The sequence below is a fragment of the Methanoculleus sp. SDB genome, assembly GCA_001412355.1.
Classification (GTDB): domain Archaea; phylum Halobacteriota; class Methanomicrobia; order Methanomicrobiales; family Methanomicrobiaceae; genus LKUD01.
Map to the genome: position 1 here is coordinate 18696 of LKUD01000052.1, position 18493 is coordinate 37188.

Here is an 18493-nt window from a genome sequence, read left to right on the forward strand (position 1 = left end):
ATGCCGGATTATGCCGTGGTTCTGGAATCTGCATGGGTAATTAAGGATGCAAAGACACTTGACGACGCGATCGGGATAGCGATAAGCGAGGCGGGAAAGCGCCTTAACCCGAGTGCCAAGTTCGTAGAGATCGAGATTGGCGAGCTCGCCTGCCCTTTCTGCGAAGAGGAGCTCAACAGCGGCCTCATCGTTGCGAATACGGCACTCGTCGGGCTCGTTCTCGAAATGAAGGTGTTCCGCGCCGAATCTCCGGAACATGCCTCCCGTATTGCAAAATCCGTTGTGGGGCGGGCGCTTCGGGACATTCCTCTGAAAGTACAGGACGTGCAGGAACTATGATAGCCGTTGTCGGCCATACCGCCATCGATCATATATTTCGCGTGCCGGATCTTCCGAATCGCCACCACTCGACATTCATTGTCGATCACAAGGTCTATTACGGCGGCGGGGCCGCGAACATCGCTGCCGGAATCGCGCGGCTTGGAGAGGCGTGTTCTCTCGTCTCCGCCGTAGGAGACGATTTTCCGGGCGGTGATTACGACCGGTGGCTGGAACTTCTCGCGGTATCCAAACAGCTGTATATCGTTGAGGGGGCGAGGACGGCAACCGCCTATCTCTTCAATGACGAGGCGGGCGACCAGATGACATTTTTTGAATGGGGGGCTTCATCGGCGTTTGCCGGGATGGAGGCTCCCGCTCTCAATTTTGTTCATATGGCAACGGCCGATCCCGAATTCAACGTTCGTGTTGCGGAAAAAAGTACGTTCGCATCCTTTGACCCGGGCCAGGATCTCCTGCGGTATTCGAAGGAGCAGCTTGATACCATTCTCTCGAACATCGATATTCTCTTTGCCAACCAGCACGAAGTGCAGGGGATGTGCACAATCCTCGGTGTATCCTCCGCGGATCTCATCGCCCGTGTGCCGTGCGCGGTTGTGACGATGTCGGGCGAGGGCAGCGTGCTCCACCTGGACGGGGCCAGACACCGGATTCCCGCGGTCCCTGTGCCGCTCGCGGATCCCACCGGTGCGGGCGATGCCTACCGGGCAGGTTTTCTCACCGCCTACGTCCGCGGATACACTCCGCAGCAGGCCTGCAGGATCGGAGCAGTGACGGCATCCTTTGTGGTCGAGAAGGTGGGGTGCCAGACAAACCTCCCTGACTGGCAGCGGATGAAAGAACGGTTCGAAGGCCATTTCGGTATGCTCGGGGAGCCCGGGCCGTCCCGTTGACGCGGGAAAGAGGGGAGGACTGAGTGCATGGCATCGGACGGTGATGTGAGGATCGAGGGGCTGACCCGGTTCCTCTTCACCGCCCCCTCATGGCGCCGATCGCTTGCCATCATTATTATCCTCGGGATCGTCATCGACGGTGCCGGCCTCCGCACCGGCCGGGCGATCCATTTCTTCGGGACATTCGGGTATATCCTCCCTGCGCTGGCATCATTCCTGCTGACAAAACCGCTCGTGGAATTCTTTGGAAAGAGCATCACGTGGAACCGTTCGGCTCTCCTTGCGATGGCCTGCGTGGTCTTCGGCGTGATTACCAGCCTCTCCCCTATTCTTCTCGTGGTGCAGGGCATCTTTCCGCTGCTCTTCGCCCTGTCCCTCGGTGTGATCTTCGCCATCCGCCTTCTGGTGCTTGTTGCAATCGCGGACTACCGAATCTCGCGCATGCTCCTCCCTGCGGCCACCCAGAGCATTGTCGGTGTGCTTGCCGGCACCATGTTTTTCGGGTTTCAGTTTACGACCTTCGCGCTTGTCCTGCATCTGCTCTTCGGCTCCGCCATTATACTCTTTATCTGGCTCGTCGAGCGGCCGTTGAAACGCAACTTTCACATCAGCGCCCTGAATTTTATCAATGCCTTCATCGCGCACAATACCGACGGCTCCATGCAGCTCGAAACCTTCTTCCGGGAGATCGGCGAGGCGGTTTACGTCCCGCAAACAAGCATCTTCTTCCGTCGCGAGGGTGGAAACACGGCTCTTCTGACGGTTCCGAACGTCCACCCCGGGCCCATGGGAGAGATCGGGGGCGGCAATCTCCCCCTGATCATCCACGACGCCCTCGGGAAGGATACCTTCGTTGCCCATGGCTGTGCAACCCATGACTTCAACCTTGTCTCCTCTTCCGAGGTGGACAAGATCATAACCGCCGTCAGGGACTCGGCGGATGATCTCCGGTATACATCGAAGGCGGGGAAATCGTGCCGTTTCGAGTACGGCTCGGTTCATGTGCTTGCGCAGCCTATCGGAGACACGCTCCTGATGATTGCAACACGCGCGCCTGCAATGACCGAGGACATCGATTACCCAATAGGGCTTGCAATCATGGCCGAAGGCCGGCAGCACTTCGGTCATATCGCATTTATCGACGCTCATAACAGCATGGTTGATGTGACGAGCCCCGTAATGCCGGCGTCCCTGACCGCCTACGAGTACATGCGCGCCTGCGAACTGGCAGTTGAGGGATGCCGCGGAATGGAAGTGCAGGACTTCTCAGTCGGCATTTCGCATGTGCGGGTGCCCTTCACCCGCGAGGAAGGATTCGGTGATCTCGGCATTCAGGTGCTCGTCGTCCGCGTTGGAAACCAGGATACCGCCTATGTGCTCTTCGACGGCAATAATATGGCAAGCGGGGTCAGGGAAGTGATCCGGGAGCATCTCATCGGGATTGTGGACGAGTGCGAAGTGATGACCACCGACTCGCACGTTGTCAACACTATCACCGGCAAGAATCCGGTCGGATACCGTGTATCGGCAGATGCCATGCTCCCCTACATCATCGACGGCGTCAGGCAGGCGGTGGATGACTGCCGGCGGGCGGAGGCGGCCGGCTCAACCGCCTGGTGCGAGGGCATCGTCGTCTTCGGTTCGCACAGCGTCTCCCAGCTTGCGAGCACGGTAAATGCAATGCTCGTCTATATCGCACCGCTGGGGCTCGCGATTACACTGTTTGCATTTCTGCTCTCTTTTGTCGCGTATGTGGTTCTGGTGTGACGGGTCGTATCCTTTCCGGAATTCCCTGTCGCAGGCAGGCTCTCTGCAAAAAAGATGTCCCGGGCTTTGAATCCTCAGGCTGCCGGAAATGTGTCCGCGGAATTGATCCCGTGCACGCCCGTAAGAATGCCGCGCCCGATCTGCTTCCGTCCGCATACAAAATATTTAATATTATGTTCAGGATAATAACCGCTTTAACAGGGGATTTTCCCGACTGAGGTTTGCCGTACCGGAAAGCATCCCGTCATCACCCGGGGTGCCACTATCCCCGCCATGATATCCGCGGAAACGGAGTGAGAGAAGATGAATGAAACGGCCGCACTAAAGTGCTATGAATGTGCTGTTAAAGCCGACGGCCAGATGGATCTCATTCTCAGCATACTCGGAAAACTCCACACAATCAGGTCCAATGGCGATCTCGGGGAGCGGGAGATCGGGAATGCACGGGAAGTTGCTCTCATTGCATTGTCCGAAGCGCTGAAAGAAACCAAAATGGCTCTCAATTCAACGAAAGAAGGCCGTTTCGAAAATATTGCCGAAGGCCTCGGCAGGGCGATCAGGCTTGTCGAAAGGGACAGATATTACGAAGCGGGCGATGTTGTGGCGGAGCTTGCATCAGATCGTGCCGCAATATCCCATCAGGCCATCCAGAAGATGTTCAACCGGACGCAGTCGCTCTGGTGACCATATTCGGAAAAACTGTGACCTTTTCCCTCTTTTCACTCCGATTTTCGGGGTTATGCGGGATTTATGCATATGCGCGTTCCGGGGGCGGTGTTACCTCTCGTATGCCTGAATCTCCATATTTTATAGATATATTTTTATAATTAGACGTGCATTATGTATGCCCTGAGGAAATGTATCCTCGGACAGGCCGATGACCGACATACGACTGAAAATGATTCAAAATCTGAAAAAAGTGGCGTTAGAGCGGTGTGAAGAGAGAATCCGGAGAGCACGGGAACGAAACGGACAGATCGTTCCGGCACCCGAACCGACAATCCCGGGGTACGGCATCGCTCTGCGGTGCAAACAACGCCACGGTTTATGATGAGGGTGGCATAATGGATGCAGAAAAAAGCCTTTTAACGGAGATCAGGGCCATCGAGGATGAATGCTCCCGAAAGCTCGAAGGAGCGAAGAAGCACTCGGAAGAGACCATAGCTTCCGCACAACAGGAAGCGGCGCGGAAGATTGACCGGGCGGAAAGCACTGGTGCGGAGGCGGCACGCGAGTACCTCGAAACGGAATTACGAAATATCCGGACCGAAACTGAAAAAATCAGGGAAGCTGGTGCTTCCGAGCTTGATGAGGCCAGGATGAAAGGTGAAAAAAACCTGACCGATGCACTTCAGAAAATCATGAAAGCTGTCGTTTCGGAGTGAGGCGGATATGCTCCAGAAGATGAGGAAGATCCTTGTGACGGGTTCAAAACGGAACTCGCAGGAGGTGGTTGATGTGCTCTACCATGCCGGCACGCTTCACCTTGAGGATGTTTCCAACCGCATCATGGAGATACGGCTTGACAAATGGGAGCCGGAGATTCGGGAGGAGATTACCGCGCTGCTGGTTAAAATCGGCGGACTCCTTCTGACACTGCCTGAAGTGAGGGTGGATAAGGAGCACCGGAACCAGGTATACGATGAGATATACTGGATGAAATACCCCGACCTTGTCGGGCGGACGCATGCAGTACTCAGCGCATTTGAGCACAGCGTGAAGGATCTGTCCGCCAGAAAGTCGGATCTCGGGCTTGCCCTGACCGCACTGAACCGGTATGAAAAGACGATACAGAAGATCCAGTCGCTCGAGGATCAGCTCCCGTATCTGGAAGGCTATGAAGTAACGGTACTCCTGATCCAGAAGGAATTCGAAGATGTTATCCCGGTAATCAGGAACGAGCTGATGAAGATTACCCGGAACCAGTGTGAAATGGTGGCTGCCGGGATCGACGAGGACACGATTGCAGCTATCACTGTTTTCAATAAACGGATGTCTGAAGAGGTGCACTCCTTTATCTTTTCGAAAAATGTCAATGAAGTGCGCCTGCCCCCCGAATACATGGGAATGCCCTTTACCGAGGTGCTGCAGCATATCGAGGGGAGGCGTAAGGAAATCCTTGATGAGATCCGGGAGATCGACGGCGAACTGAAAGCCCTCTCCGCCTCCGGGTTCGAGGAAATATCCGTGCTGAGAGATGTTTTGGTCGACAGGAGCAGGGAAATCGAAGCATTCGATCAATTCGGGCAGACCGGGCATTTTTTCATGGTCATGGGCTGGGTGCCGGAGATCTATCTCGACACGACCCGGGATGCACTCTTCTCCCGCTTTGGGAACCGCGTGGTGGTAACCGAGCTCAGCCTGTCCCGTGACGAATGCGAGCATGCGCCGACGTTCTATAACAATCCGCCGATTGTCCGGCCGTTCGAGTTCCTGATGCAGCTGGTGCGCCCCCCGAAATACATGGAGATTGATCCGTCTCCGCTGCTGGCGTTCTTCTTTCCCCTTTTCTTCGGGCTGATGGTGGGCGATATCGGGTACGGGCTTGTTATTCTCATCTTTGCACTCGCGGTAAAAAAGCGGTTTAAGGACCTCGACTGGGCCCAGAGCCTGATGACCATCATGATCATATCCGCCGTCCCGACGATATTCTTCGGCTATCTCTACGGAGAGTTTTTCGGCGACTTCGGAGAGCTGATGGGGTGGCTTCACCCCGTCCATCTCTTCGGGATTACGTGGAACCGGATAGAGGCGATGCTCCCTCTCCTGATCTTTACGATTGCGCTCGGGGTCGTCCATGTTTTTCTCGGTCTCTGCCTCGGCATTGTGAATGCGGTGAGGATGAAGAACAGGAAGCATCTGTGTGAAAAGGTGGGAATGCTGACAGCGGTCACCGGTATCATTCTGGTGATAGCCGCCTCTGCCGAATTAATTCCTGTCATCCTTGTATCCGCAGGAATAATTGTCCTGATTATCGCATTTCCCCTGCTCATATACGGGGGGGGTGCGGTGGCCGGCCCGCTGGAGATTATGGGCACAGTCGGCAATATCCTCTCGTATGCCCGGATTATGGCAATCGGCATGGCATCGGTGATACTAGCCATGGTGGCAAATACGCTCGGAGGTTCGATGGATGTGGCTCTCCTCGGTGTGCTGGTGGCATCCCTTATCCACATTTTAAACATCGCTCTGGCAATGTTTTCCCCGTCTCTCCACTCCATACGTTTGCACGTGGTCGAATGCTACTCGAAGTTTTACGAGGGCGGGGGGATCCCGTACAAGCCGTTTAGGAAGAAACCCGAGATATGAAAACCGGCCTGCCGGGCCCGGAATGCCCCGCATTTTTCCTATTTCGAGAGATAAAGCGACGAATAGACCATATTACTATAAATAATATTTAATATTCGTCATAAGATAGCAATATTAATATATAATATAGATATTAATTGGGGTTTTATTCATGCCAGATTTTGGACAGTCATTGGGAGCGGCAATCGCCATCGGCCTTGCTGCAATAGGTACGGCGTGGGCACAGAGTCGCATTGGATCCGCAGGTGCAGGAACGATCGCGGAAAATCCCGACCTGGTTGGTCCGGTGATTATTCTGGAGGCAATTCCTGAGACAATGGTCATTCTCGGGTTTGTGGTAGCAGCGATGATACTGATGCTCTGAGCAGTAGGCCGGAGCGCTTTCGAAAAATTGCCATCGCCGGCATAAACTGCCGGTAATCCGGGGAATGATGCCATGACACTGGAGGAATTACGACAGGAGATTGAGGAGCGATCGAAGGAAGAGATCAAACAGGTGCAGGAGAGGGGTGAGAGCGAAGCGGCAATCATAAAACAGAAAGGCGAGGAAAAGGCAGCACTGGTTCGGAAAATGCATATGGACCGGGCGCAGGAGAAGGTGAGGCGGGAACGGGTTCAATCGCTGTATACCGCATCATCGGAAATGAAGAAACAGATCAATCAGGAAAAAGAACGTATATTTCAGTCGGTTTTCGAAAAAGCCCACAATGATCTCGTAAATTTGCGGGAAAAGGATTCTTATGCACGTGTTTTCCGAAATCTGGTCGAAGAGAGTATCCGTATCGCCGGAAAGGAAAATATCGTTCTCCACGTTGATGGTAGGGATGAAAAACTCTGTAAGCAGGTTCTCGGTGATCTCGGGATTTCGTGTGAGATAGTCCCTGATCTTGAGTGCTGCGGAGGTGTGAACGTCAGTTTCACGGACAGCCATGCCACCATCTACAATACATTCGAATCGAGAATCGAACAGGCAAAAGAGATTCTGAAGCTTGAAATTTACGCCTCTCTCTACGGTGACTGACATGGACATCGGGTATGTGAATGCCAGGGTTCGCGGTATGAAAAGCCGCCTCCTCGTCCGGGATGAACTTGAAAGGCTGATGCATAAACCCGATATCGATGCGGTAGTTTCGGAACTCGAACGGTCTCCCTACATGCCGGAGATCGAGAAAGCGAGCGTACGGTACTCGGGCATCCATTGCATCGAAAACGCCCTCAGGGCGGATCTTGCGGGAACATCCCGGAAGATCCTGCATATGGTGCGGGATGAACCGTTTGAGAAGTATGTTCGCATCTCTCTCAACAAATGGGATATCCAGAACATCAAGACGGTGCTGCGCGGAAAAAACATCCATGTCCCTGCCGCGGAGATTCTTGAATGCGTGGTGCCTGCGGGGGAGCTTGACGAAGCTACCTTCGTTGAGCTGGCGAAACAGCCCGATATCCGGTCGGTAATCGATCTGCTTGCCACATGGGAGGTCGAGTATGCAATGCCGCTCACCCGGAATTATGATAAGTTCCACAAAAAGCGGGATCTTGCCGTACTCGAATATGCGCTCGATAAATATTATTATCGACGTGTTCTCGCCATCCTGAAGGGCATGTCGCACGAGGAGGCCGTTGTACGCGATTTTGTGAAAACAGAGATCGATGTCATCAATATCAAGAGCATGCTCCGGATGATCCGGGACGGGGTTCCCCCTGAAGACGGAAAAAGCATCCTGATAGAGGGGGGGAGCATTTTCACTCCCGCAATGCTTCTCGATCTGATAGGGAAAAGGAGTATCGGGGATGCGCTGTCAGCGCTCGCCGGCACACCGTATTCATTTGTCACGGACCTTCCCGTCACATGGGCAGACAGCGGGAACATATCGGGATACGAAAAAGAGCTCGACAGGTTTTTGATTCGGAAGGGGATTCAGGCCTTTCGCACCGATCCCCTGAGTATCGCTGTGGTGATTGGATACCTCTGGGCAAAAAACAATGAAATTACCAATATCCGGATCATTTCCCGCTGTATTAACGCGTTTATTCCGGATGACGAGATACGGCAGGAGGTGCTGTATGTATAGATTTATGATCGTGACGGACCCGGATAGCGCCCCGGGCTTCCGGATGGCAGGTGTCGATGTGATTGTCGCATCCGGTGTCGAGGAGGCGGGTCTTCTGCTCCCGACTCTCCTTCTGAAGGACGATACGGGGATTGTCGCGGTCAATGAGGACTTTATGGAGTCCATTGATGAAAAGCTGCTTGATAAAATCGAGAAGACGTACCGGCCTATCATTATCCCGATTCCTGCAGGAACCAAAGGAATGGACCGATCGAACTATGTCGAACGGTTGATCCGGAAAGCGATCGGCCACAACATCGTGGTGGGGTGAAGTGTAATGGCAGAAGGATTGATTTCGAGAATTACCGGCCCGGTGGTCATCGCCGAGCATATGCAGGGAGCAAAGATGTACGATATCGTCCTCGTGGGTAACGAGCAGCTGAACGGCGAGATTATCCGGCTTGACGCCGATGAAGCGGTTATCCAGGTATACGAGGATACATCGGGCCTCACAATCGGTGAGAGGGTGGCAACGACCGAACAGGCGCTCAGCGTCGAATTGGGCCCCGGTCTGATCTCCTCGATCTACGACGGCGTGCAGCGGCCGCTTCCCGTGCTGGTGGAGCGGACGGGAAATTTCATTTCGCGCGGCGTAACCATTCCCGGCCTTGACCATGAAAAAAAATGGGAATTTGTTCCCACGGTGAAACCCGGCGATAGGGTTGGACCGGGCGACATCATCGGGACCGTCCGGGAATACCATATCGAACACCGGATCATGGTGCCCCCTTCGGGCGGGGGGATTGTCAGGGAGATATCGGGCGGCGATTATACGGTTGACGACACGGTCTGCATCCTTGAGGATGGCACCGGGATTACGCTCATGCAGCGGTGGCCGGTGCGGAAGGGGCGACCGTACCGGAAAAAACTCGATCCGACACTACCGCTGCTTACCGGGCAGAGGATCTTCGACACGCTCTTTCCGGTGACGAAAGGGGGAACCGCCATGATCCCCGGCGGATTCGGGACCGGCAAGACGGTTTCCGAACAGACGCTGGCAAAGTGGTCCGATACGCAGATTGTGGTGTATATCGGGTGCGGTGAGCGGGGGAATGAGATGACGGATGTCCTGACGGAGTTTCCCGAACTGACGGATCCGAGGACGGGGCACCCTCTTATTCACCGGACGATCCTTATTGCCAATACCTCAAATATGCCGGTCGCTGCGCGCGAAGCCTCGATTTATACCGGTATCACCATCGGCGAGTATTTCAGGGACATGGGGTACGACGTGGCGCTCATGGCGGACTCCACCTCGCGGTGGGGTGAGGCGCTCCGCGAAGTCTCGGGCCGGCTTGAGGAGATGCCGGGTGAGGAAGGGTACCCCGCATACCTTGCATCGCGCCTTGCGGCATTCTATGAACGGGCGGGGCGCGTCACCTGCCTGGGCACGGACGAGCGGATGGGATCCGTCACCATCGTGGGCGCTGTTTCACCCCCCGGCGGGGACTTCTCCGAACCGATCACCCAGAACACGCTCCGGATTGCGGGCACTTTCTGGGCACTTGATACGACGCTCGCGCACGCACGGCATTTTCCGGCGATAAACTGGATTAAAAGCTATTCCCTGTACCTTGACTCGGTACAGGAGTGGTTTGCCGACCATGTCTCCGAGGACTGGCGGGAACTCCGGGAGAGGACGATGTACCTCCTGCAGAAAGAGGTCGAATTGCAGGAAATCGTGCAGCTGGTCGGCCCGGACGCTCTGCCGGAGAGTGAGAAGGCAATTCTGGAGATCACACGGATGCTCAGGGAGGATTATCTCCAGCAGAGTGCGTATGATGCCGTCGATTCATTCTGCCCCCTCGATAAGCAGTACTGGATGCTGAAGGTGATTCTTGCGTATTACGACGCCATTGCGAAAGCAATGAACAGCGGGACGTCTCTGAGGAACCTCGTGAACCTGCCGGTGAAGACCGAGATCGCGAGAATGAAGGAGCGCGGGGATGTGAATGAAATCAAGGCCATTCTCGGGCAGATTGACGAGAACATTAGTACAGTTGAGGGTGCATGATGCAGCAGAAAAGCCTTGTTTCAAAGGAGTATAAAACCTTAAATTACGTATCCGGACCCCTGATATTCGTCGAAAGGCTCACGGGAGTCTCATTCGGGGAGATTGCCCGCATCACACTCCCGAACGGGGAGGTGAGGACCGGTCAGGTGTTGGATATATCGAAGGATCTTGGCGTCATTCAGGTATACGAGGGAACCAGCGGGATCGATGATCTGCATACCACGGTGAAATTTACCGGCGAACCGCCGTGTATCTACGTGTCGTACGACATGCTCGGACGGGTGTTCAACGGTGTGGGCATCCCGAGAGACGACGGCCCGGAGATCATCCCGGAGGATCACCTTGACATCAACGGCATGCCGATCAATCCCTATGCACGCGACAAGCCGGCAGACTTCATCCAGACCGGGATCTCAGCAATCGACGGCCTGAACACGCTGGTCCGCGGGCAGAAACTGCCGATATTCTCCGGTGCCGGATTGCCGGCAAGCGAACTTGCCGCCCAGATCGCACGGCAGACGAAGGTGCTCGGCGAAGGGGAGAATTTTGCGGTTGTCTTTGCCGCGATGGGGATCACCTACAAGGAAGCGTCATTCTTTATGCGTGACTTTGAAAGAACCGGTGCCCTCGAACGCGTGGTCTTTTTCATGAACCTTGCCGACGATCCCACTATCGAGCGGATTGCGACGCCCCGATGCGCCCTGACCACGGCTGAATTCCTTGCCTATACGCACGGCCTCCATGTTCTCGTGATCCTCACCGACATGACGAATTACTGCGAGGCACTCCGTGAGATCTCAACTGCCCGCGAGGAAGTCCCGGGAAGGCGCGGGTACCCCGGGTATATGTATACCGACCTCGCGTCGATCTACGAGAGAGCGGGGAGAATTCAGGGCAAAAAAGGATCCATCACCCAGATACCGATCCTCACGATGCCCGACGACGACATCACCCACCCCGTACCGGATCTTACCGGGTATATTACCGAGGGGCAGATCGTGCTCTCCCGCGACCTTTTCCGCCGGGGCTTAAATCCCCCGATCGACGTCCTCCCCTGCCTCTCCCGGCTCATGAACCTCGGGATCGGCCCTGAAAAGACACGGGAAGACCACAGGAACGTTGCGGACCAGCTCTATGCCTCCTATGCCTATGGGAGGGACCTCCGGAAGCTGGTTGCTATTGTCGGGGAAGAGGCGCTCACCGAGCTGGATAAAAAGTATCTGTATTTTGCCGATGTTTTCGAGAAAGAATTTGTATCGCAGGGCGATGAGGACAGGTCGATTGAGAGGACGTTTGAGATCGGATGGAACCTCCTGTCGATACTGCCCGAAACAGAGCTGAAGCGGATCAAGATGAATTTCATCGAGAAGTACCACCCTGACCATCAAGAGGCCTGATATGGAGCAGGTAAATCCGACCCGGATGGAGCTGATGAAAATACGGGCCCAGATTCGTCTTGCGGAGCAGGGCAAAGACCTCCTGCAGGGTAAGATGGATGCGCTGATGAAGGAATTGCGGCCCATCGCAAGAGCTGTTACGGAATCGCGAAATGAACTCGATTCCATTTCCGAGGATGCCCAGCGTTCCCTTCTCACAGCGCAGGCCGCCGATGACCCTGTTGCGCTTACATCCGCTTCCTTCGCCACAAAACGGCAGGTCAACCTGGCAATCACGGGAAAAAACATCATGGGTGTGCCGGTCCCGGTGATCCAGAAACTCAGCGTGTCACGGAGAATATGCGAACGGGGCTACAGCATTCTCGGAGTGAGCGGACGAATCGACGAGGTTGCGGAGAAGTACGAACGTGAAATCGACCTGATTATCGGGCTTGCCGAGACGGAAACAGCACTCCGGCGGATTGGAGGTGAAATCCAGATGACACGGCGCCGGGTGAACGCCCTCGAGCAGGTTATGATTCCCGAACTGAAACAGCAGGCGAAGTATATCAGCATCACCATCGATGAGCGGGAACGTGAAGATCTCTTCAGGCTGAAAAAAGTCAAAAAGATACTTGAGCGGAAAAAGAAGGAAAAAAAGAGGGTTCGGGCTCTGGCGGAATAACCTTTTTTCAGGGCAGTGGCCGGATTTCCCCCGGGATCATTCAAACGTCCGCTTGAGAATTGCCGCCAGATTGTTCATGGCTGTGTCTTTTCCGGTTTTTCGGGCCCTGAGATTCTGCCCGATAGTGATCATGGCGTTTACGTCGTTTCGCGTGAGCCGGGAAAATGCAGATTTTTCCCAGTCGCTCCGGTCAATCCGGACCCATGCCTCGCCGAGGAGGTCGATGAGGATCTCGCGATCCGATGCGGGAATAGATGTCCATTCGGGACCCAGATGCATACGTAATTTTGCAACGACCTCTTCTACGTTCTTTTCTTTCTGCAGGAGAAAGATCTTTCTCCCGAGTTCGTCATCGGTCACCTCAGGCATGTGTCCACGTTCCGTACTCTGGGTTGGAGGAGCAGGGTTAAATATTTTTGTTAAAATAAAATCTCGGATATCCTCTCCGGGAGGCGCTGTGCCGGGAACCGTCATGCCTGATCGAAGAACGGGGGCCGTCTACAGAAGGACGAGCAGCACCAGCACAACCGCTCCGGCGGCGACCGCACAGCCCGCAGCGATCTGTATCAGGATCATAAGGACATGCAGCTGTGCCCGCACTCCCGGGCCTTCGAGCAGGTGTTCAAGCCATCGATCCCTCATCCTCCTCTCCCGCCTTCTTCCGGTGGATCAGTTTCGTTCTCTTTCTCCGGAAGAGATTTTCCCGCTCAAGCTCTTCCAGGTGCGATTCGATGTGCTTTTGTGTAGCCGCGATCTGCGGGATGAGAACCGTCTCCAGCGCATTGACCCGCCGTTTTGTCTTCTCGATCTCCTGTGCAATCCTCCGGAGGGTGTTCTCGCTCTCCGCCGCACGGAGCGCCAGTGCGAGGAGCCGATCAAACGAATCTGCCGCCTCGTCGAGTGCGGCGGTCGTGCCGGTGTACCCATAGCCTCTGCCGCCCGGATGCCTCGAATCCGGCCGGGTACCGATCACGGGAACGGGAACCCCCATGATGTGGCGGGCACGGATGGGGACCTCCCCCCGGTCGGGCACTGCACAGACGGCATCCGCCACTCCGCCCTCGCCGGCCAGCATCTGCGCAACAGTAAGTTTTTCAAACGCCTGTACGGATTCCCGTTCGAGCATGCGCCGGATATCGGCAAACTCCTCCACCATCCTGAGGAATTCGATGATCATCGCATCCCGCTTCTCCTCAAGCAGGTCATGCCCTTTCCTGGCCAGGAGCTCACGCTTCCTCAGTTTCAGGAGTTCGATGCGCGTGGGCCTGATGCCTTTGATGATTTTTTTATGCATCGTTCTCCCTTCGGTGGTCAGGATGGTACCGGGCAATCAGCTCCGGGTCAATCCGTTTGAGTTCGGGTTCCGGGAGGATCGCGAGGAGTCTCCACGCGGCATCGAGCGACTCGTCGATACTCCTCCCGATTTTCGCACCCTGGTTGATGAACTCCCTTTCGAAACGGTCCGAAAATGAGAGGAATGTCAGATCCGTGCGACTCAACCCCTCCTCCCCGACCACAGCGACAAGGCTCCGGAGCTTTTTGCCCTGTGCGTAGGCGGAATAAAGCTGGTTGTTCACGTCCTGGTGGTCCTCGCGAGTCCGTTCCGACCCGATTCCTCCCTGCATCAGCCGCGAAAGGCAGGGGAGCACATCAATCGGAGGATAGATCCCTTTCCGGTGCAGTTCCCGCGAGAGAACGATCTGACCCTCCGTAATATACCCCGTCAGGTCGGGAATCGGATGCGTGATATCGTCATCCGGCATCGTCAGGATTGGCATCTGCGTGATGGAGCCGGGCTTTCCCTTCACGCGGCCGGCACGTTCGTAGAGCGATGCAAGATCGGTATACATATACCCGGGATACCCGCGCCTTCCCGGGACTTCCTCGCGAGCCGCCGCGATTTCTCGGAGTGCCTCGCAGTAATTCGTCATGTCGGTGAGGATCACGAGAACATGCATGTCCCTGTCAAATGCAAGGTATTCTGCGGCGGTGAGGGCTATCCGGGGGGTGACGAACCGCTCAATGACGGGATCGTCCGCAAGGTTGAGGAAGAGGAGTGTCCGGTCGAACGCGCCCGTCTCCCTGAAGTCACGGATGAAGAAATTGGCCTCTTCGTGAGTGATCCCCATCGCAGCAAAGACGACTGCAAAATCCTCTTCTTTTCCCGGCACGCGTGCCTGCCGCGTAATCTGCGCCGCGAGCATGTTGTGGGGAAGCCCGGCTCCCGAGAAGATAGGCAGCTTCTGTCCCCGCACGAGGGTATTCATGGCGTCGATGGTCGAGATGCCGGTCTCGATAAAGTCGCGGGGAAAATCCCGCGAGTGCGGATTGATCGAGTAGCCGTGGATGTCCCGTACCGTTTCGGGAATGACCGGATCGCCGCCGTCAATCGGGTGGCCGAGCCCGTTTAAAATCCTCCCGAGCATCTCCTCGGACACCGGGATTGTGAGCGTTTTTCCGGTGAACCTGACGGATGTGGCATCGGTGTCGATATCCCGCGTCCCCCCGAAGACCTGCACAACGGCAAGGTTCTGCCGCGCTTCAAGCACCTGCCCGAGGCGTTTTTCCCCGGAGGGCATCGTGATGCGGGCAACCTCCCCGTAGGCGACATCCGCAATCTCATTGACGACGATCAGCGGACCGCTCACCTTCGTTATCGTTGAATATTCCCTGTTTTTCGAGATCATGGCTCTCCCCCCGCATCCCGTCCCGGTACGCCGAGCGATTCGAACTGGGTGCGCATCTCGTCGCACACTGCCCGCCACTCGTCATCGAAATTGTCGTCGGCAACGGTCCCGAGCCGTGCCATCCGTGTTCTGACGGGGAGTTCGCCGATCATCTCGTACCCCGCTCCCCGCCCGAGTGCTTTCCGGGCCATGTCGTGGAACGCGAGAATGGCGCGCATCATGGCGTACTGCTTCTCCGGCCCGCAATAGGTGTCGACCCGGTGAAACGCATGCTGCATCAGGAAGCTCTCCCTGATGATCTCCGCGATGAGGAGGATTAGTTTATCATTCTCCGGAAGAACGTCCGCTCCGACAAGCTGCACAATCTCCTCCAGTTCGCTCTCTTTCTGGAGCGTTGCCATCATGGACTTCCGCATCTCATCCCACTTCTCTCCCGCACGCTCCTGCCACCATCCGCGTATCTGATCCGAATAGAGCGAATAGGACTCGAGCCAGTTGATTGCGGGAAAATGTCGTTTGTAGGCGAGTTCGGCATCAAGCGCCCAGAAGACTTTTACAATCCTGAGCGTGTTCTGCGTGACCGGTTCGGAGAAGTCACCGCCCGGAGGGCTTACGGCTCCGATAATGGATATCGATCCGGTGCGCGCCTCCGTACCAAGCGTGGTGATCCGGCCGGCCCGTTCATAGAAATCCGCAAGGCGCGATGCAAGGTATGCGGGGTATCCTTCCTCACCCGGCATCTCCTCAAGCCGCCCGGAGATCTCCCGCATCGCTTCCGCCCACCGCGACGTGGAGTCCGCCATCAGTGCCACATCGTATCCCATGTCCCGGTAGTACTCGGCAATCGTTATCCCGGTGTAAACACTTGCCTCACGGGCAGCGACCGGCATATTGCTCGTGTTGGCAATAAGGACCGTGCGTTTCATGAGCGGTTCCCCGGTCAGGGGGTCTTCCAGCCGGGGAAATTCGCGGAGTACGTCCGCCATCTCGTTGCCCCGCTCACCACACCCGACATATACGATGATGTCGGCATCAACCCATTTTGCCAGCTGCTGCTGCACCACTGTCTTCCCCGAACCGAACGGTCCCGGCACTGCGGCGGTGCCTCCTTTTGCGATCGGGAAGAACGTGTCGATAGTCCTCTGCCCGGTGATAAGAGGAATGGTCGGCTCCAGCTTGGTGGCAAACGGCCGTGCCCTTCGTACCGGCCAGTACTGCAGCATCCGGACGGAACGTTTCTCACCCCGGGTCTCGATCGTGGCAATCGTATCTTCAATCCGGTACGAACCCTTCGCGGCAATCTCACGAACCGTGCCCTCCAAGCCAGGAGGGACGAGAATCCTGTGCGTCATGGTCGCGGTTTCGGGAACGGTACCGATGACGTCTCCCGAGACAACAGAATCCCCGGGTGCTACCGCGGGGGTAAAGTCCCACGAGGCCGAACGGTCTAGCGGATGAACCTGAATGCCCCGCTGGATGTAAAAGCCGCTTTTTTCCTCGACGACCGTCAGGGGGCGCTGGATGCCGTCGAATATGGTTCCGAGAAGGCCGGGTGCGAGTTCGACCGACAACGGCATCCCGGTGCCGATGACCGGTTCGCCCGGCGTAATCCCGGACGTCTCCTCGTACACCTGGATGGTGGCAACGTCTTTTTCGAGCCCGATGATCTCCCCGATGAGCTGCTCTGTGCCCACTCTCACCAGCTCATACATGCGTGACCCCGTCATGCCGCCTGCTGCGACAACGGGGCCGATAACCCTGATAATCGTGCCCTGCCCCTTCATGATTTCTCATCCTCCATGCTGACGGTCCGTCCGACCGCTGTCTGCATCAGTTCCCGGACGGTCTCTTCCCCGTGCCCCGCCTCATCTTTTCCCGGGACCGCGATGATGACCGGTGAGGGGAACGGCTCTTTTCCGGCTGATCTGACCGCCGGCCTGATGAGATCTGCAAAACTTTCCTGGATAATGATGACACCGATCGTGGGATCGCGGAGGAATGCGGCAAGCGCTGCCTCCGTTTCATTCACGCTGCCGGCCGTGCAGGTATTCTTCAGCCCCGCAAGCCCGAATCCCGCCACCATATCCCGGTCGCCGATTACCGCAATGTTCATCCTCTCACCCGCTCCCGGACCGTCAGGTCCCTGATTGTGCCGCCCGGCGCCGCGCCTTCGATTCCCCTGAGTATGATCCCGAGATTGCGGATTTCAATCTTTCGCGCAACAAGAAACCGGATCAGCGGCCCCGGTCCGTACCGGTATATGGTGGAGAGGTCCAGTACGGTTTCGAGGAGGTACAGATCCAGCGCCGCTTCAAGAGGAATGAGGCTCCCTGTCCGGCCGGAGGATGAAATCGCCTCGTTTATGGCGGAATGCAGCTGGAGCGCATCCAGATCGCCCAGCAGTTCCTGCAGGGTTTTCGACTCGGCCATGGTCTTCAGCGCCGGTGCGGACAGCCGGCTTCCTCCGGGGAGAAGATACTGCACAACCGTCTCCGCATCAAGCAGGTCCCTCTTTGCCCTGAGCAGGATCCGGATGTTGGTCGTGTCCACGTAGGCCCCGACAAATTCCTGCGCCGGCCGGAAATGCTCGGCATCAATAATCAGCAGTGCTGCCTGGAGTTCCCCGAAGGTGAACCTGTCGAGTGCGAGTTCGAGGGGGAGGGGAATCTGCAGATCATGATAGTGCTGGAGTGCACCGGAGAGTGCCTCCCCGTACGGCGTGGCTCCGAGCAGGGCGACAAGATCATCAACAGAGCGGGCTTCTCTCATTTTCCGGACGAGATCCGGCGTGAGCGATCCGACCGGAATAAGAGTTCCTTCCGTTTTTTCGGGAGGGTGGCCGGCATGCTTCATTCGTATGGCGTGTTTGAGCTCGTCCACCTCCTCCGTCATGCAGTACGCCCGGAACAGGGGCTTCACCGATTCGGGGGCAACGGCTTCAAGGGTGTCGCACTCGGTATGGTAGAGGGTTTTCAGTGCCTGCTCGATCTCGCCGGCTGAGGGTGCTTCACCCGTACCTACATCGATTCCGGCACGCTGCGCCTCGGAAACTGCTTCCGCGATATCCCGTGATGCGATAATGCGATCGATATGCTCCTCTGAAAGCAGGGGATTTCCCCTGACGGTGACAAGGGCGTTCGGGTACGTAAACTGTGCAATGGTTATGATAATCCTGAAATAACCCATGAATTTGATCAGGAACAGCACAACCAGCGCTATCAGTCCGAAGACGACCAGTATCACGTCCGCGGGTGCGGCTGCCAGGAGCTCCGGGAATTCCCCGATGATTTCAGTAACGGCGGACATGAGATT

Annotated in this window: 20 protein-coding genes; 14 read left to right on the forward strand and 6 right to left on the reverse strand. The window is 56.2% G+C overall.

Going from position 1 to position 18493, the window contains the following annotated elements; translation table 11 throughout:
• From APR53_10790 to APR53_10855, 14 genes are all read left to right on the forward strand, one after another.
• Window positions 1-339, forward strand: a complete 339-nt coding sequence (locus tag APR53_10790; protein ID KQC04320.1) for a hypothetical protein — start codon at window positions 1-3, stop codon at window positions 337-339.
• Window positions 336-1232, forward strand: coding sequence for a sugar kinase (locus APR53_10795; protein ID KQC04321.1), 897 nt, complete (start codon window positions 336-338; stop codon window positions 1230-1232). Before APR53_10790 ends, APR53_10795 begins: the two co-directional genes overlap by 4 nt.
• 27 nt (window positions 1233-1259) lie before the next feature.
• Entirely contained in the window at window positions 1260-2999 is a 1740-nt protein-coding gene (locus tag APR53_10800) for a hypothetical protein (GenBank protein KQC04322.1), read from the forward strand.
• On the forward strand, window positions 2996-3217 hold the full coding sequence (locus tag APR53_10805) for a hypothetical protein (GenBank protein KQC04323.1): 222 nt from the start codon (window positions 2996-2998) through the stop codon (window positions 3215-3217). Before APR53_10800 ends, APR53_10805 begins: the two co-directional genes overlap by 4 nt.
• Window positions 3218-3302: 85 nt before the next feature.
• On the forward strand, window positions 3303-3683 hold the full coding sequence (locus tag APR53_10810) for a hypothetical protein (protein ID KQC04324.1): 381 nt from the start codon (window positions 3303-3305) through the stop codon (window positions 3681-3683).
• 251 nt (window positions 3684-3934) lie between these two features.
• Window positions 3935-4384, forward strand: coding sequence for a hypothetical protein (locus APR53_10815; protein KQC04325.1), 450 nt, complete (start codon window positions 3935-3937; stop codon window positions 4382-4384).
• 7 nt (window positions 4385-4391) lie between these two features.
• A complete protein-coding gene (locus tag APR53_10820; protein KQC04326.1) occupies window positions 4392-6308 on the forward strand; it encodes an ATPase in 1917 nt (638 codons plus the stop codon).
• A 151-nt stretch (window positions 6309-6459) separates the two neighbouring features.
• Window positions 6460-6672 (forward strand): ATPase, encoded by a 213-nt coding sequence (locus tag APR53_10825; GenBank protein KQC04327.1) that lies wholly within the window; start codon window positions 6460-6462, stop codon window positions 6670-6672.
• Window positions 6673-6744: 72 nt separating this feature from the next.
• Window positions 6745-7329 (forward strand): hypothetical protein, encoded by a 585-nt coding sequence (locus APR53_10830; protein KQC04328.1) that lies wholly within the window; start codon window positions 6745-6747, stop codon window positions 7327-7329.
• Between the two features lies 1 nt (window position 7330).
• Window positions 7331-8380, forward strand: coding sequence for a hypothetical protein (locus APR53_10835; GenBank protein KQC04329.1), 1050 nt, complete (start codon window positions 7331-7333; stop codon window positions 8378-8380).
• Window positions 8373-8690 (forward strand): ATPase, encoded by a 318-nt coding sequence (locus tag APR53_10840; GenBank protein ID KQC04330.1) that lies wholly within the window; start codon window positions 8373-8375, stop codon window positions 8688-8690. Before APR53_10835 ends, APR53_10840 begins: the two co-directional genes overlap by 8 nt.
• Window positions 8691-8696: 6 nt before the next feature.
• Window positions 8697-10433, forward strand: coding sequence for an ATP synthase subunit A (locus APR53_10845; protein ID KQC04331.1), 1737 nt, complete (start codon window positions 8697-8699; stop codon window positions 10431-10433).
• Window positions 10433-11830, forward strand: coding sequence for an ATP synthase subunit B (locus APR53_10850; GenBank protein ID KQC04354.1), 1398 nt, complete (start codon window positions 10433-10435; stop codon window positions 11828-11830). The genes APR53_10845 and APR53_10850 overlap by 1 nt, the downstream gene beginning before the upstream one ends.
• 1 nt (window position 11831) lies before the next feature.
• Window positions 11832-12494: an ATPase gene (locus APR53_10855; GenBank protein ID KQC04332.1), complete on the forward strand. Its 663-nt coding sequence runs from the start codon at window positions 11832-11834 to the stop codon at window positions 12492-12494.
• Window positions 12495-12530: 36 nt separating this feature from the next.
• Here the strand turns inward: APR53_10855 and APR53_10860 are convergent, their stop codons facing one another.
• The 6 genes from APR53_10860 to APR53_10885 all read right to left on the reverse strand — a co-directional run bounded on the left by APR53_10860 (window position 12531) and on the right by APR53_10885 (window position 18487).
• Complete coding sequence (locus APR53_10860) at window positions 12531-12863, reverse strand: hypothetical protein (protein KQC04333.1); 333 nt, start codon at window positions 12861-12863, stop codon at window positions 12531-12533.
• Window positions 12864-13116: 253 nt separating this feature from the next.
• Window positions 13117-13788: a hypothetical protein gene (locus APR53_10865; protein KQC04334.1), complete on the reverse strand. Its 672-nt coding sequence runs from the start codon at window positions 13786-13788 to the stop codon at window positions 13117-13119.
• Window positions 13781-15181, reverse strand: a complete 1401-nt coding sequence (locus APR53_10870) for an ATP synthase subunit B (GenBank protein ID KQC04335.1) — start codon at window positions 15179-15181, stop codon at window positions 13781-13783. The genes APR53_10865 and APR53_10870 overlap by 8 nt, the downstream gene beginning before the upstream one ends.
• Window positions 15178-16965, reverse strand: a complete 1788-nt coding sequence (locus tag APR53_10875) for an ATP synthase subunit A (protein KQC04336.1) — start codon at window positions 16963-16965, stop codon at window positions 15178-15180. Before APR53_10875 ends, APR53_10870 begins: the two co-directional genes overlap by 4 nt.
• Window positions 16962-17294: a hypothetical protein gene (locus tag APR53_10880; GenBank protein KQC04337.1), complete on the reverse strand. Its 333-nt coding sequence runs from the start codon at window positions 17292-17294 to the stop codon at window positions 16962-16964. The genes APR53_10875 and APR53_10880 overlap by 4 nt, the downstream gene beginning before the upstream one ends.
• The gene (locus APR53_10885) at window positions 17291-18487 is read right to left on the reverse strand and encodes a hypothetical protein (GenBank protein KQC04338.1); all 1197 of its coding nucleotides are present in this window, start codon (window positions 18485-18487) and stop codon (window positions 17291-17293) included. The genes APR53_10880 and APR53_10885 overlap by 4 nt, the downstream gene beginning before the upstream one ends.
• Window positions 18488-18493 lie beyond the last annotated feature (6 nt).